Here is a 16,078-nt window from a genome sequence, read left to right as displayed (position 1 = left end):
ACCCCCGGGATATTTTTAGCCAGATGAAGGGTATTCCCGCTGTCTGGTGAGGAGAAACACAGATGAACAAACTGGCGGAATATGACGGCCCGATCCTTGAAATCGACAAGCTGTCGATTTCCTTCTTTACTCGCCTGCGGGAAATACCGGCCGTAATGGATTTTTCGGTTAGCGTACAACCGGGCGAAGCCGTGGGGCTAGTCGGAGAATCCGGTTGCGGCAAATCCACCGTGGCGCTGGGTGTCATGCAAGACCTTGGCAAGAACGGTCGGATCGTCGGTGGCACCATCAAGTTCAAAGGCCGCGATCTGTCCGAGATGACGTCAGACGAGTTGCGCGATATTCGCGGCAACGAAATCGCGATGATCTATCAGGAACCGATGGCCTCACTGAATCCCGCGATGAAGATTGGCAGGCAACTGATGGAAGTGCCAATGATCCACGAAGGCGTCGGCGCAGAAGAAGCCTACGCCCGGGCGTTAGAGGTGGTCACCGACGTACGTCTCCCCGACCCCGAACGTATGTTGAATTCCTTTCCGCATCAGCTGTCGGGCGGCCAGCAGCAACGGATCGTGATCGCGATGGCGCTGATGTCCAAGCCATCGCTGCTGATCCTTGATGAGCCGACAACCGCCTTGGACGTGACCGTCGAGGCCGCTGTGGTCGAACTGGTTAAAGATTTGGGTAAGAAATACGGCACCTCAATGCTGTTTATTTCGCACAATCTGGGATTGGTTTTAGAGACCTGCGACCGGCTTTGCGTGATGTATTCCGGTGAGGCGGTAGAACGTGGTTCTATCAAGGACGTGTTCGACGAAATGCAGCACCCTTACACTCAGGCGCTGTTCCGCTCGATCCCTCTACCGGGGGCAGATAAGAACGCCCGTCCGCTGGTGGCCATCCCTGGTAACTTTCCCCTGCCCCATGAACGCCCGCAGGGATGCAACTTTGGCCCGCGTTGTGACTATTTCGAAGAGGGCCGCTGCGACGCTCAAAACATTCTGATGGAGCCGGTGCCGGGCAACGACCGCCACCACACGCGCTGTTTGAAATTCCAAGAAATAGACTGGAATGCCCCTCTTGCGTTGGCGGATCAAAAGGAAAAGGGAGAAATTGGACGGGTCGTTCTGAAAATGGACAACCTCAAGAAATATTATGAAGTGGCCGCAAATGCCTTATTCGGCGGCGGCGAAACCAAGGTTGTGAAGGCCAACGAAACGCTCAGTTTCGAGGCTCATGAATCCGAGACGCTTGCCATCGTTGGCGAATCCGGGTGTGGCAAGTCTACCTTTGCCAAGGTTCTGATGGGGCTGGAAACGGCGACGGACGGGCAAATCCTGCTGGATAATCGCAACATTGAGGCTGTGCCAATCGAAGAACGGGATGCCAAAACGGTGGGTGAGGTTCAGATGGTGTTTCAAAACCCCTTTGATACCCTGAACCCGTCGATGACAGTTGGGCGTCAGATTATCCGCGCGCTGGAAATCTTTGGTGTTGGCAATACCGAAGCCGAGAGAAAGCAACGGATGCTGGAATTGCTGGACTTAGTAAAACTGCCTCGTGCCTTCGCAGATCGGATGCCGCGGCAACTCTCGGGTGGCCAGAAACAGCGCGTCGGCATCGCCCGAGCCTTTGCCGGAGACGCGCGGATCGTGGTGGCGGATGAGCCGGTCTCGGCCCTTGACGTGTCAGTGCAAGCGGCTGTGACGGACCTGCTGATGGAGATTCAGCGCGAGCACAAGACCACTTTGCTGTTCATCAGCCACGACCTATCCATTGTTCGCTATCTAAGCGACCGGGTGATGGTCATGTATCTGGGCCATGTGGTCGAACTGGGTACGACCGATCAGGTCTTTTCTCCGCCTTACCACCCCTATACCGAGGCACTTCTAAGCGCGGTACCCATTGCGGATACGTCTGTCGAAAAACAACATATCGTGCTTGAGGGCGACATCCCATCGGCGATGAACCCGCCCCCGGGCTGCCCTTTCCAAACCCGCTGTCGCTGGAAATCCGAAGTTCCCGGCGGGTTGTGCGAAATGGACGTGCCTCCGGTCAAAACTCTGGCCGATGGACATCAGATAAAGTGTCATCTAGCCGAGGACATTCTTGCCCGGATGGAGCCCGTCATCAAAATCGCAGCGGAGTAAATGCAAGAACTCGAGAGAATGGGCGCTGGTGCCAAGCCGGCGCCCATTTTTGTGCAAAGTAGCTCAGTCATTTGAGGGCACTTTACTGGGTTTGCGAGGTATGCAGCGTGCTATCAACTTCAGGGCGCTAAGCGTCACGGGTGAAGGTAAGCCGCCGTTAGCCGCCCCAGATAACCTTCACGTAATTCTGCGTTTCCTTGTAAGGCGGTATGCCACCATGTTCTTCAACGGCCTGAGGTCCGGCATTATACGCTGCCAGTGCAAGGCGCCATGATTTGAACTTACGGTACTGCCACGACAAATAGCGCGCCCCGCCATCCAGGTTTTGCTTTGGATCATGCGGATTAACGCCCAAAAGCTGCGCTGTACCGGGCATCAACTGCGCCAATCCCAAGGCGCCCTTATGTGACCTTGCATTCGGGTTCCAGCCGCTTTCCTGTTGTACAAGACGCAGGAAAAGCTCTTCCGGGACGCTGTGTTTGCGCGCCGCCTGCCGGGCCAGGGTCATGTATTCGCCGCGATACTTCCCGGTGTAACGCTTGTTAAAACTCGGCTGTGCCTTCTTTGGCTTAAGTCGTTCCGAATCCCTGTACTGAGTCGCCGCACGGCTATCCAAGACCTTGGATTGTTTCAGGAAAATATCCTTGCGGCTTTTGGTCGACAAAGTCTGCGCTGTCACCGGAGCCGACACCAGAGCAAAGCAAATAACAACAAAACACCCAACCAGAAAACGCATTAATGCAAATCTCGCTCGTTCAGGAACCACGTGAAGTATAGATATTTCTATTAAAAATGAAAGCTTAGTGAACGAAATTGGGTGATTTCTTGCCCGATGTTGCATTCACTAACTGTGTTTCACCCAAGTGTCAGGGCGTATAGGGTCGCTTGGGAACACAGCGTCAGATTCGGGCGCACTTACGTCAATTCAGAACGGGGAAATACATGGCGGGTTCAGTCAACAAGGTGATTTTGGTCGGAAATCTTGGCCGCGATCCCGAGGTTCGTACATTCCAGAACGGCGGCAAGGTATGCAACTTGCGTATCGCCACGTCCGAAACCTGGAAGGACCGCAATACCGGTGAGCGTCGGGAACGGACCGAGTGGCACTCGGTTGCGATCTTCAACGAGGGGCTTGTACGTGTGGCCGAACAATACCTTCGAAAAGGGTCCAAGGTTTACCTTGAAGGTCAGTTACAGACACGCAAATGGCAGGATCAATCCGGTCAGGATCGATACACGACCGAGGTCGTCTTGCAGGGTTTTGGCTCTACCTTGGTAATGTTGGATGCGCGCGGCGAAGGTAGCGGCGGCGGATATGGCGGCGGTCAGTCAGGTGGATACGGCGGTGGTCAGGCCGGCGGTGGTTACGGCGATCCCTATGGCTCGCAGTCCAGCGCGCCCGCGCCCGCGTCGGGTGGTATCGACGACGACGAAATCCCGTTCTAGCCAAATCGGAGACATATTATGGCATGGTCCTTTTCACTCGGCCGCGTTCTTGGGTCGGAACTAAGGGTCCATGTCACCTTTTTTCTACTTCTAGCGTGGGTCGGATTTGCGGCCTATTCCAGCGCAGGTCTTACAGCAGCAATCGAAAACGTCGCATTCGTTCTGGCGCTGTTCGCGTGCGTCGTGGCACACGAATTTGGCCACGCCCTTATGGCGCGGCGTTTTGGGATCAAAACCCCCGATATAACACTGTTGCCGATTGGCGGGTTGGCCCGGCTGGAAAGGATGCCGGAGCAACCAATACAAGAGGTCTGGGTTGCTCTCGCCGGACCAGCGGTGAATATCGTCATTTGGTTTGTCTTGACCGCGCTTGGGGCGGGAATGCCGCTTGAAACAATGGCGCAGATCGACTCGACAGATTCCAGTTTGCTGAACCGTCTGGCTTACGTGAATCTGCTGTTGGCGGTGTTTAATATGATACCAGCTTTCCCTATGGATGGAGGGCGGGTATTCCGGGCGCTTCTTTGCTTGAAAATGGATCGCGTCAAAGCCACGAGGATCGCCGCCTCAGGTGGGCAGGTCGTGGCTGTCGCGCTTGGGTTCTTGGGGCTGAGCTCCGGCAACCCTATTTTGGTGCTGATCGCGATTTTCGTCTTTGTCGCTGCCAATTCCGAAAGCCAGGATGTCGCCATGCGGTCCGTCGCCCGCAGGGTTCTGGCACGAGATGCAATGATCACCGAATTTCACGCCCTATCCCCGGCCGACTCGTTGGCGACTGCGGCTCAGGCCGTTATCAGCACCACACAGCATGAGTTTCCTGTGCTGAACGACAGTGGTGTTTTGCAGGGCTTTGTGACCCGTGATCGGCTGTTTGCTGCATTGGCCGGGGACACGCCCCGCTCGGAACCGGTGACATCGATCATGGAGACAGATATTCCGCGGGTTCAACTGACCAGCGGGCTCGAAACCGTATTGGACAGGCTGTACAAGGGTGCCCCGGCCATCGCGGTCTGCACGCAGGCCGGGAATATGGTTGGCTACATCACCCGTGAGAATATTGGTGAGTTGATGGTCATCCGAAGCCGGTGATCACACTGCCTCCAGCGCGTCCTCCAAAACAGAAATCACTGCGTCGCGCGGCACAGCAGAGGTGACAAAGGCCTGACCAATGCCACGCGCCAGAACAAACCGAAGCTGACCATCAATGACCTTTTTGTCCTGCGCCATAAGGTCAACAAGGGCCTCAGCACTTGGCAGCTGACCCGGAATATCCGCCAGATCAGTTTTCATCCCCATTGCCCGCAGATGTGCCCGAACACGGCTGGGATCTTCCTGCGAACACAGGCCCAGGCGCGCGGACAATTCGAACGCCAGCGCGCAACCGATGGCGACACCTTCGCCATGAAGCAGCCGGTCGGAATAGCCGGTTGCAGCCTCAAGCGCATGGCAGAACGTATGGCCAAGGTTCAGCAATGCGCGGTCGCCCTGTTCGGTTTCGTCACGAGCCACGATATCGGCTTTCATCTGGACCGAACGTGTTACCGCATGAACCCGCGCCGCCATGTCACCGCCGGAGACGGCTGGGCCATTGGCCTCGAGCCATTCAAAAAACTCGGCATCGCCCAGCAGGCCGTATTTCACAACCTCACCATAGCCTGACAGGAAATCGCGCGGCGTCAGCGCTTCCAGCACCGAGGTATCCGCCAGAACGAGCGTCGGCTGATGAAAAGCTCCAATCAGGTTCTTGCCCTGCGGCGCGTTGATCCCGGTCTTGCCACCCACCGAACTGTCGACCTGCGCCAGCAATGAGGTCGGGATTTGTATGAATCGAACACCGCGCCGCAGAACCGCCGCAGCAAAGCCGACCAAATCGCCAATAACTCCGCCGCCAAAGGCGATAACGACATCCCGGCGCTCGATTTTTTCGGCCAGCAGCCATTCGACCGTACGTTCGAAATGCGGCCAGCTTTTGGTACCCTCACCTGCAGGCAAAGTCAGAGAGGTCATTTCAATCCCGCTCGAGGCCAGACCTACGCGCAGCGCCTCCAAGTGCAGAGCGCCAACGTTCTGATCCGTCACGACGGCCACCTTTGGGCGATGCAGCAGCGGGGCGATCCGGGCGCCAGCCTGCGCCAACAGGTTGGGGCCGATTTCAACGTCATAGGAACGTTCACCCAAGTCTACGTGTACGGTTTGATGCATTACTTCTGTTCCAAAACATCGGGGCGTGTTGCAAGCGCATCCAACACCCGGTTCACCATATTGTCGATCGAGGTCTCACCATCCGACTCTGCGATCAAGTCGGCCTGCGCATAAATCGGGACGCGCTGTTCGTACAGGTTGCGCAGGGTCGCGTAAGGATTCTCCGTGCGCAACAAGGGGCGCGTGTCTTTGTGTTTGACCCGGTTCCACAGAACCTCAAGATCGGCCCGCAGCCATACAGAAACACCGCGCTCGGAAATCATGGTGCGATTCCGTTCAGCCAGAAAAGCCCCGCCCCCCGTCGAAAGAATGCCTTTTTCCTCATCCAGCAATCGCCCGATAACCTGCGATTCCTTGCCGCGAAAGAACGGTTCTCCATCACGTTCGAATATCTCCGGGATTGTCATGTTGGCCGCCGATTCGATCTCAGCATCGCTGTCAAGGAACGGAACCCCCAATCGGGCAGCAAGCGCGCGCCCCACGGCAGTCTTTCCCGCCCCCATCATGCCAACAAGAACCACCGTTTTGTGCAGGACAAACCCCGCCCCCGCTTCCGTACCGGAGGTGTTATGCTTAATTTCGCTCATTTCACCGTGAATGACGTGATCTTAAGAAAAATGCTAGCTATAACTATGGCAAAAGAGAAAATTGGGGCAGCGTTGAGCAATGGGCCGTCTAATCAAGTTCTTAGTATATCTGATTTGCCTGTGTTTTGTCGGGCTAGTGGCATACGCTTATCTCGGGCCGTTTTTCGGCGCGGACTTTTCGGCCCCGGAAGGCGAAATCCGAGAACCGGTAATCCTGAATGTGGAATAAAACCGCACTGCTGGCGCTGTTTGTGGCCGGATCGGCGCAAGCGCAGCAGGAACCCCTATCCGTTATTGAGTGGTTGAGCAATCCGCCGGAAAACCTGCCGGAAACCGTTTTGCTTGAACCACCAGTGACGCAAACAGGAGTGCAACCGGGGGTCGAGGTCACGCCGCTTGAGGCGTTGTCGCAACCGCTTGGGCTGGTGTCGTCATCTGTAACCGGACTGCCCGTGGATATGTGGCAAAACAGCGACCCTGACCGTCTGGCGTCGCTGATCGCCCAAGCACCGCTGGATCACAACCCTGCCATGCAACGATTGCTTTTCACACTGTTGTTGTCCGAAGCGCGCGCACCCACCGGGCCGAATGCCGAGGAAACACTGTTGCTGGCGCGGCTTGACCGGCTGATGCAGCTTGGCGCCGCCGACCCCGCGCAATCATTGGTTCAACTTGCAGGCCCGACTGACAGTCGTGAGCGCTTCCAGCGTTGGTTCGACGCCACCCTGTTGACTGGGGATGAAGACCGAAGCTGCACAGCTTTGATCGCGCAGCCACATCTGTCGCAGGACTATGCGGCTCAGATCTTCTGCAAGGCGCGGCGTGGTGATTGGAATTCTGCCGCTTTGACGCTTGAGGCAGCTCACGCGCTGCAGGTTCTGCCGCCTGAGGATCTGGATGTTCTGGACCGGTTTCTTAGCCCCGAATTGTTTGAAGACGCCGAGTATCTGCCGCAACCGGACAACCCCGATCCGCTGAGTTTTCGGCTGTTCGAAGCCATTGGTGAGCGCCTGCCTTCGGCCCCGTTGCCCCGCGCATTCGCGAATGCGGACCTGCGCGACGTTGCCGGGTGGAAAGCACAGATCGAAGCGGCGGAGCGTTTGACGCGGATCGGCGCGCTGACACCCAACCAGTTATTAGGGCTCTATACCGAGCGTGACCCCGCGGCCTCGGGCGCGGTTTGGGATCGCGTGGCCGCGATCCAGAAATTTGAAAGCGCGCTGGAATCCGGAAAACCCGGAGCCATTGCCAAAACGCTACCGCCTGTCTGGGACCAAATGCGCGATGTCGGGCTTGAAGTTCCTTTTGCCGAGTTGTTTGCTGGCCGATTGTCACAGTTTTCACTGCCTGATCCCCAAGCCGAAAACCTTCGGTGGCGCATCCTGTTGTTGTCGGAACTGTATGAGACTGCCGCCCTCTCATCGCCAGATCAGTCACAGGAAAGTCAGTTTCTCTCTGCTCTGGCGCAAGGCGATCCCGGGCGCGCACGCACCCCGTCACCTTTGGCTGACGCAGTGGCGCAGGGCTTTGCTTGGGCCGCGCCAATCCCATCGGATATCGAGGCGATGCTGAACAACGACCAGTTAGGCGAGGCCATTCTGGAAACGATGGAACTGTTCGCCCACGGCGCGCGGGGAAATCTGGTCGACCTGACCGCGGCCATCGCAACACTGCGCCGGGTGGGACTTGAGGATACTGCCCGCCGTGCGGCCTTGAACCTTCTGATCTTGCAGGCTTCGTGACGATGGCGTCCCCGTCCACATCCGACTCGTGGATTTCCACCTTTCTGCAGGCACAAGCGGCAGAGCTGGGGGCAGCCAACAACACATTGTTGGCCTATGGTCGCGATCTCAAGGATTTTGCGGCGTGGTTAGGGGCGCGAAAAGCCGGGTTTGCCGAAGCTGAACGCGACCTGATTGAGGCCTATCTGATCGACTGCGACGCACAGGGGCTGGCGCAGTCCACCCGCGCGCGGCGGTTGTCGGCCATCAAACAGATTTACCGTTTTGCGTTCGAAGAAGGTTGGCGTGACACCAACCCCGCCATTCAGATCAAGGGACCAGGGCGCAAGAAACTTTTGCCCAAAACGCTGGACGTGCCCGAGGTTGACCGCCTGCTGCAAGCCGCCCGCCAGACTGGACGCACCAAAGCCGACCGGGTGCGCAACACCTGCCTGACGGAGGTGCTGTATGCCACCGGTATGCGCGTGACCGAGTTGGTTTCACTGCCCGTTTCATCGGCACGGGGCGATCCGCGCATGCTGATGGTGCTGGGCAAGGGCGGCAAGGAACGGATGGTACCCCTTTCCCCGCCTGCCCGCGATGCGCTGGCTGCGTGGCTGTTAGTGCGAGATGAAAACGAAGATCAACTGGTCGCAGACGGCGGTCAGCGGTCAAAGTTCTTGTTCCCGTCACGCGGGAAATCCGGCCACCTGACGCGTCATATGTTTTTTCTTCTGGTCAAGGAATTGGCGGTTCAGGGTGGGGTATCGCCGGATAAGGTCACGCCGCATACACTGCGCCATGCCTTTGCAACACATCTGCTTGCCAATGGCGCAGACCTGCGGTCAATCCAGACTCTGCTGGGCCATGCCGATGTGGCAACGACCGAAATTTATACGCATGTTCTGGACGAACGTCTGGCCGAACTGGTGTTAGAGCATCACCCGCTGGCGAAAGACTCCGAAGACAAGGGGTAACCCCTTGATCCGCAGGGGTCGCGCCTCCATAACCATTGCAGAAAAACCAACAACCAAGGACCGATGGAACCCTCTTCTTCTTTGATCGACGGCGCATTCTGGGTAACCACAGGCGCCATTTTGTTGTTGCTCGTCCTGTCGGGCTTTTTCTCGGGTTCTGAAACTGCATTGACCGCATCGTCGCGCGGTAAGCTGCGGGCGCAGGCCGACAAGGGGTCTCGCGGAGCGCAAAAGGCGCTTGAAATTACTGACGATAATGAGCGGCTGATTGGTTCGGTCCTGCTTGGCAATAACCTGGTAAACATCCTCGCCGCCTCGCTGGCGACTGCGCTGTTTACGCGGCTTTTTGGCGAAAGCGGCGTTGCCCTTGCAACACTGGTGATGACCCTGCTGGTTCTGATCTTTGCCGAGGTTCTGCCCAAGACCTATGCCATTACAAACTCGGAAAAAGCGGCCTCGGCTGTGGCTCCGATCATCAGCGTCGTTGTTACGGTCTTTTCGCCCATTGTGGCGGCGGTGCGCCTTTTGGTGCGCGGGGTTCTGCGCCTGTTCGGCGTTCAGATCGACCCCGACAGCAACATCCTTGCCGTGCGTGAGGAAATCGCAGGTGCCTTGCAACTGGGCCACTCCGAAGGCGTAGTTCAGAAAGAAGACCGCGACCGCATTCTCGGCGCACTGGACCTGGGTGACCGGACAGTGGAAGAGATCATGCTTCACCGATCAAATATCGAGATGATCGACGCGGACGATGCGCCCGAGGCTATCTTGCAGCAATGTCTGAAAAGTCCTCATACCCGTCTGCCTGTATTCCGCGATGAACCTGAAAACATCGTTGGCGTTGTTCACGCCAAGGATTTGTTCCGCGCCATGTACGCGCAGGCTGGGGGAAATCAGGGCGATGCCAACAGGCTGAAGGAGTTCGACATCTCAAAGGTGGCGAATGACCCCTATTTCGTTCCAGAAACCACGACTCTCGACGACCAGATGCGGGAATTCCTGCGGATGCACAGCCATTTTGCGCTGGTTGTGGACGAGTATGGCTCATTACGGGGTCTGATCACGCTTGAAGACATCCTTGAGGAAATCGTTGGTGAAATCGCCGATGAGTTTGATATCGAGGAAGACGTCCCCGTGACCCGAACCGAAGACGGGCAATTCCTGATCGAGGGTGCGATGACTATACGGGATGTGAATCGTGCGATGGACTGGTCTCTGCCAGATGATGAGGCGAACACGCTTGCAGGGCTTGTCATTCACGAGGCTCAGATGATCCCCGTGATTGGTCAGGTCTTTTCGTTCCACGGCTTTCGGTTCGAAGTCACTGCCAAGGACGGCAATCGGGTGACGGAATTGAAGATCAGGCCGCTTTAGGTCGAATTCTGGAAAACAAACTGGCCCCCCTTTTGGGGAAACTATCTTGTTGCGCAGGGCAAGTGTTCGGCGAAAGATCAAGTTCTCCCGCAGTTCCAAGTGCACTGGCCGGTTAAAACCAAACCCTAGCTGGTCCGTCACCGAACCGTGTTGCATTCTGCCCTAAGCAGACTGCTGAAGCGACACGATCTGTCGCATTCGGCGTTGCGCCGAGGATTGTGCTGATCAGACTGGCCGAAATACTGACGGAGGCATTCATGAAACTCGAAACCCGCGTGGCGGTAATTGGCGGCGGCGTCGTCGGCTGTTCCGTACTGTACCATCTGACCAAACTCGGCTGGTCGGACGTCATGCTGCTTGAGCGTTCGGAGTTGACCAGCGGTTCGACCTGGCACGCGGCGGGCGGGTTTCACACTTTGAACGGCGACACGAACATGGCGGCGCTGCAAGGTTATACAATCCGGTTGTATAAAGAGCTTGAGGAAATCACGGGCATGTCCTGTGGCCTGCACCACGTGGGCGGTGTGACGCTGGCCGACAATCAGGACCGATTTGACATGCTGCTGGCTGAACGCGCCAAACATGGGTTCATGGGGTTGGAAACCGAAATCGTCGGGCCGGAAGAGATCAAGAAAATCGCGCCCATCACCAATACCGATGGGATCATCGGTGCGCTCTACGATCCGTTGGACGGGCATCTTGACCCATCGGGCACAACGCACGCCTATGCCAAGGCCGCTCGGATGGGCGGCGCCACGATCGAAACGCACTGCATGGTGCGCGAAACCAACCAGCGTGCCGATGGCACATGGGACATTGTCACTGACAAGGGCACCATTCACGCGGAACACGTGGTAAATGCAGGTGGCCTTTGGGCGCGCGAGGTTGGAGCGATGGCAGGTGTCTACTTCCCGCTGCACCCGATGGAGCATCAGTATCTGGTTACGGATTCGATCCCTCAGATCGAAGCGATCATCGACGCAGGCGGTGAGCATCCGCATGTAATGGACCCGGCTGGCGAAAGCTATCTCCGGCAAGAAGGGCGCGGTCTTTGCATCGGTTTTTACGAGCAACCCTGCAAGCCATGGGCGGTCGACGGCACACCGTGGGAGTTCGGCCACGAACTGTTGCCGGACAACTTTGACAAGATCACCGACAGTATCGAATTTGCATACAAACGCTTCCCTGTGCTCGCCGAAGCCGGGGTAAAGTCGGTGATCCACGGGCCGTTCACCTTTGCACCGGACGGGAATCCCCTAGTCGGGCCAGTGCCAGGGGTGCGGAACTATTGGTCGGCCTGCGGCGTGATGGCCGGTTTCAGCCAAGGCGGCGGTGTCGGTCTGACCCTGGCGCAGTGGATGATCGAGGGCGAACCCGAACGCGATGTTTTTGCCATGGACGTCGCAAGGTTCGGCGACTGGATCAGCCCGGGCTATACCCGCCCGAAGGTGATCGAGAACTATCAGAAACGGTTCAGTGTCGCCTACCCGAACGAAGAACTGCCCGCCGCACGGCCCAACCGCACGACCCCGATGTACGACATCTTCAGCGATCTGGGTGCGGTCTGGGGTCAGCAATACGGGTTGGAGGTTCCCAATTATTTTGCCCAAGGCGACGAGCCAAGCTATGAGACGCCGTCGTTCCGCCGCTCGGACGCGTTTGACGCAACAGGGCGCGAAGTGCGTGCAGTTCGTAGCGCTGTTGGCATCAACGAAGTCCACAATTTCGGCAAGTACCGCATCACGGGACACTCGGCGCGCGACTGGCTGGACCGGATCATGGCTGGGCGCATCCCAAAACCGGGCAGGGTATCACTGACCCCTATGTTGTCGGCAAAGGGCAAGCTGATCGGGGATTTCACCGTTTCCTGCCTGAAGGAAGGTGAATTTCACCTGACCGCCTCGTACGGTAGCCAAGCCTTTCACATGCGTTGGTTCCTGCAGCATCAGGAAGACGGCTTGCATGTCGAAAATATCAGCGACAGGTTGAACGGTTTTCAGATCGCAGGCCCGAACGCGGTAAAGGTTTTGTCGGCCTGCACCCGAGATGACATCTCAGACCTGCGGTTTTTGGACGTGCGGCGCATGACGGTAGGCATGACCGACTGTATCGTTCAGCGGGTCAGTTATACAGGCGATCTGGGGTATGAGATTTACTGCGATCCAATGGCCCAAAGACAGCTCTGGTGGACATTGTGGCAAACCGGTCAACCGCATGGCATGGTACCCTTCGGCATGCGCGCGATGATGAGCCTGCGTCTGGATAAATTCTTCGGATCGTGGATGCGTGAATTCTCGCCCGACTATACTGCCGCCGAAACGGGTCTGGACCGTTTTATTTCCTTCACGAAAAATACTGACTTCATAGGTCGTTCCGCAGCCGAAGCGGATCGGGCGCAAGGTCCGACACGCAAACTTGTGGCCTTTGAGGTCGACGCCAACGATGCCGATGTCAACGCATACGAGCCGATCTGGCTGGATGGCGTGGTTGTCGGCTTCTGCACGTCTGGCGGATATTCGCATTATGCTGAGAAGTCAGTTGCCCTTGGATTTCTGCCGGTGGATCGGGTAACCGACGGGTTGGAGGTTGAAATCGAGATCCTTGGTCAAATGCGTAAGGCTTGGGTGATTTCGGAGCCTCTCTTTGATGCAGATGGAGCGCGGATGCGGGGATGACACGGCCCGGTTGTGGCGGCATGGTGGTTTAATGGCTAATATACCCATCATTCTGCTCGCAGCCGGCCAATCCAGCCGCATGGGTGGTCAGGACAAGCTGCTGCAGACCGTCGAAGGCCAACCCTTATTGCGCCGCATAGCAATGATTGCGCGGGACGCGGCACCTGTGATCGTTGCCCTGCCCCCTGCTCCGCATCCCCGGTATGGGGTATTGGACGGGCTGGAATTACACAAAGTTGAAATTGCGGATGCAAGTGAAGGCATGAATGCCAGCCTGCGCGGTGCATTGGCGCAAGTCCCGCCTGACGCGCCTGCGGTCATGGTGTTGCTGGCTGACTTGCCCGAGATTTCAACCGATGATTTGAACGCCGTGCTTGCGTCCGTGAGTACCCACCCGGAAAAACTGATATGGCGCGGGGCAACATCCGACGGCAAACCGGGTCATCCTGTGGTTTTCGACCGACGCCTTTTTGACCAACTTGGTGAGTTAACGGGCGATGACGGTGCGCAATCCATCGTACGCGCGCAGGCTGATAAACTGCATTTGCAAACCCTACCTGATCAAAACGCTCTGCTTGATCTGGATACGCCTGAAGACTGGGCAAGGTGGCGCGCAAAACGTGGCCCCGAAACGTAACGCGGCCCGGTCGAGAACGACCGGGCCGGTACCCAAAACAGGACTACCACTTTTCATCAATCCCGGAAACGCGGCCAATCGTGTCAGTCGACACCCTTGGCTGTTCCGCCGCCGAACCTAAACAAGACCCCCTCGTTAACATGCCGCTCAGCGTTTCCAGTGACTGTGACAAGCCTTCAGCACCCCCTAGTGCCGTCGGCTCCCCCTCGCTTGGGCAAATCTATCGTCACCGATCCGACCGGATCAAACAATGTAAAATTGGAAGGAGCGGTGGATTTTGTCAGTCTCAGAATGGTTTTTCCGCAACATCCTTCAGGCGTCGATCTACCTATAGGTGAGTCTCAATCCGTCGTTCGAATCTAATTCTACCCAATAGGCACATGCTTATTTGGCAATCTGTTGTCTTTGGTACAATTTGTTTTTACTCACATCTTCGTTGCGTGAGCATTACTACAACTCAAAGATGATCGCCTTTAAGTCGAAATTATAGGCGGCGGATTTGTTAACAAATTTCATTCAATTCAACCCTTTTTGCACTTTGTCCCCCAAACCGGCAACAATCCACCGATTCGTCTGGGTTGATTCGCACAAATCCTCCGATTTGACCCCTGAAACCACCGCCAGCGAACCGGTGATTTGTGGCGAAATTAAGATTTTTTAACAATTCACACAGAAAAGACACAGATTAAACGCGCATCTCCTGCTTGAACACGCGGCCACGACCGCGTGCACAAACAGGAGATAAAAATGAGCATTCGCAAATCCTCTCTACTTTTACCCGGGACAGCCGGTTGGGTTGGTGCCGGAACGCTGGGCGCGGCTATGCTGGCGACCACCGCCCTGCCCTCTCTGGCCGACGAAGCAGTGGCTGATCTGGTTGAGGCCGTGTCACCGTCGGTTGTTACCGTGATCGCCGAACAAGGCGCAGCTCCGGTTCCCGCTCAGGGGCGCCAGTTCGACTTTGATCAGCATCCATTCGGTGAGTTTTTTGAACGTTTCGACCTGCCCGAAGGGTTCAACGCTCCGCAGCGCGGACCGGCACAGGGTCTTGGGTCGGGGTTTGTCCTGGATGAGGCCGGGTACATCGTGACCAACCATCATGTTGTTGAAAACGCCGCATCTGTGACAGTTCGCCTGTCAGATGACCGCACCTACCAAGCCGAGATCATCGGAACCGATCCGCTGACCGATATTGCCGTTCTGAAGATCGACGCCGACGAAGCTTTGCAAGCCGTTGAGATGGGCGATAGCGACGTGATCCGCGTCGGCGAAGACGTTGTGGCAATCGGCAATCCGTTCGGGCTGCACGCGACTGTGACTACAGGAATCGTTTCGGCCAAAGGGCGCAACATCTCCGAGGGTCCATATGCTGAATTCATCCAGACCGATGCGGCGATCAACAAGGGTAACTCAGGAGGACCGCTGTTCAACATGGACGGCGAAGTGGTCGGCGTGAACTCGGCCATCTACTCGCCCACAGGCGGGTCGGTGGGCCTTGGCTTTGCCGTAACGTCAAACATCGTGGAACATATCGCTGCTGACCTGCGCGATGACGGCCAGGTCAGCCGTGGCTGGTTGGGTGTCTCGATCCAGAACGTCAGCCCGGACCTTGCGGCGGCACTGGGCATCGACAGTTACACCGGTGCGCTGGTATCGGACGTTGTCGACGGCAGCCCGGCCGAGGGCGTGTTGCAACAAGGCGATGTCATTCTGACTTTCAACGAAGAGCCGGTCGACTCCAGCAGCGATCTGCCGCTTCTTGTTGGTACCACTAAGGTCGGCACTGACAGCGTATTGACTGTTCTGCGCAATGGTAAGGAACAACAGGTTCAGCTGACCATCGGCCAACATCAAAGCGCCTCGGCCAAGATCGACAAGCCTGTGGACGAAGGCATCTCGGGGACCGCGCTGGGTGTCGCTGTCGCTCCGCTGACCGACAGCAACCGTGCCGAAATGGGTGTGGGTGAGAATGTCGACGGTGTGGTCGTCACCGACCTAAAGCCTGACAGCCCGGCGGCCAAAGCCGGTCTGCAGCGGGGCGATGTGATCGTAAAGCTGGGCGGTAAGGAAACTGCAACTCCGCACGCGCTGAAAGCCGCACTGGACAGCGAAAAAACCGATCCCGCACTTGTTCTGATCAATCGCGGCGGGAACCAGATCTTTGTTGCGGTGGAAATCGCCTGATCCGACACCAGCGCGCGCCACATGACGGGGAGATATTAGTGGGCGCCTCCCCGGTGGTTTGATTTGTCCGCAAACTGCCGGGACTGCCGGGTGCGCAACGACGCACCCGGCACGTAACGCCCCTAAAA

General features: G+C 57.1%; 13 protein-coding genes. 10 read left to right on the top strand and 3 right to left on the bottom strand.

Annotation, left to right across the window (positions count from 1 at the left end):
- The first annotated feature begins 62 nt into the window (after positions 1-62).
- Entirely contained in the window at positions 63-2,150 is a 2,088-nt protein-coding gene (locus AC2FIT_RS09215; RefSeq protein ID WP_496828761.1) for a dipeptide ABC transporter ATP-binding protein, read from the top strand.
- 157 nt (positions 2,151-2,307) lie between these two features.
- Here the strand turns inward: AC2FIT_RS09215 and AC2FIT_RS09210 are convergent, their stop codons facing one another.
- Positions 2,308-2,886 carry a lytic transglycosylase domain-containing protein gene (locus tag AC2FIT_RS09210; protein WP_496828759.1) on the bottom strand — a complete coding sequence of 193 codons (579 nt, stop codon included), beginning with the start codon at positions 2,884-2,886 and terminating at the stop codon, positions 2,308-2,310.
- A gap of 206 nt (positions 2,887-3,092) precedes the next feature.
- On the opposite strand from AC2FIT_RS09210, the gene ssb reads away from it, so the two are divergent.
- Both ssb and AC2FIT_RS09200 read left to right on the top strand, forming a co-directional pair.
- Complete coding sequence (gene ssb / locus AC2FIT_RS09205; protein ID WP_224890489.1) at positions 3,093-3,596, top strand: single-stranded DNA-binding protein; 504 nt, start codon at positions 3,093-3,095, stop codon at positions 3,594-3,596.
- An 18-nt stretch (positions 3,597-3,614) separates the two neighbouring features.
- The gene (locus tag AC2FIT_RS09200; RefSeq protein WP_496828757.1) at positions 3,615-4,685 is read left to right on the top strand and encodes a site-2 protease family protein; all 1,071 of its coding nucleotides are present in this window, start codon (positions 3,615-3,617) and stop codon (positions 4,683-4,685) included.
- Here the strand turns inward: AC2FIT_RS09200 and aroB are convergent, their stop codons facing one another.
- Both aroB and AC2FIT_RS09190 read right to left on the bottom strand, forming a co-directional pair.
- Positions 4,686-5,798 carry a 3-dehydroquinate synthase gene (gene aroB / locus AC2FIT_RS09195; protein ID WP_496828755.1) on the bottom strand — a complete coding sequence of 371 codons (1,113 nt, stop codon included), beginning with the start codon at positions 5,796-5,798 and terminating at the stop codon, positions 4,686-4,688.
- Entirely contained in the window at positions 5,798-6,385 is a 588-nt protein-coding gene (locus AC2FIT_RS09190) for a shikimate kinase (protein ID WP_496828753.1), read from the bottom strand. The genes aroB and AC2FIT_RS09190 overlap by 1 nt, the downstream gene beginning before the upstream one ends.
- A 79-nt stretch (positions 6,386-6,464) precedes the next feature.
- Between AC2FIT_RS09190 and AC2FIT_RS09185 the strand changes: the two genes are divergently transcribed.
- The 7 genes from AC2FIT_RS09185 (at position 6,465) to AC2FIT_RS09155 (ending at position 15,950) form a co-directional block, all read left to right on the top strand.
- Positions 6,465-6,614 carry a hypothetical protein gene (locus tag AC2FIT_RS09185; protein WP_169794838.1) on the top strand — a complete coding sequence of 50 codons (150 nt, stop codon included), beginning with the start codon at positions 6,465-6,467 and terminating at the stop codon, positions 6,612-6,614.
- Positions 6,604-8,127 carry a hypothetical protein gene (locus tag AC2FIT_RS09180; RefSeq protein ID WP_496828751.1) on the top strand — a complete coding sequence of 508 codons (1,524 nt, stop codon included), beginning with the start codon at positions 6,604-6,606 and terminating at the stop codon, positions 8,125-8,127. The genes AC2FIT_RS09185 and AC2FIT_RS09180 overlap by 11 nt, the downstream gene beginning before the upstream one ends.
- 2 nt (positions 8,128-8,129) lie before the next feature.
- Complete coding sequence (locus AC2FIT_RS09175; RefSeq protein WP_496828749.1) at positions 8,130-9,083, top strand: site-specific tyrosine recombinase XerD; 954 nt, start codon at positions 8,130-8,132, stop codon at positions 9,081-9,083.
- A 63-nt stretch (positions 9,084-9,146) separates the two neighbouring features.
- Positions 9,147-10,454, top strand: a complete 1,308-nt coding sequence (locus AC2FIT_RS09170; RefSeq protein ID WP_496828747.1) for an HlyC/CorC family transporter — start codon at positions 9,147-9,149, stop codon at positions 10,452-10,454.
- Positions 10,455-10,711: 257 nt separating this feature from the next.
- Entirely contained in the window at positions 10,712-13,129 is a 2,418-nt protein-coding gene (locus AC2FIT_RS09165; protein WP_496828745.1) for a GcvT family protein, read from the top strand.
- 31 nt (positions 13,130-13,160) lie between these two features.
- On the top strand, positions 13,161-13,766 hold the full coding sequence (locus AC2FIT_RS09160; RefSeq protein WP_496828743.1) for a nucleotidyltransferase family protein: 606 nt from the start codon (positions 13,161-13,163) through the stop codon (positions 13,764-13,766).
- A 747-nt stretch (positions 13,767-14,513) separates the two neighbouring features.
- Positions 14,514-15,950 (top strand): Do family serine endopeptidase, encoded by a 1,437-nt coding sequence (locus AC2FIT_RS09155; protein WP_496828741.1) that lies wholly within the window; start codon positions 14,514-14,516, stop codon positions 15,948-15,950.
- Positions 15,951-16,078: the final 128 nt, after the last annotated feature.

Source organism: Ruegeria sp. YTSA135, assembly GCF_059610165.1.
Note: the sequence above shows the minus strand (reverse complement) of the source record. Positions and strands in the feature narration are given on the sequence as shown.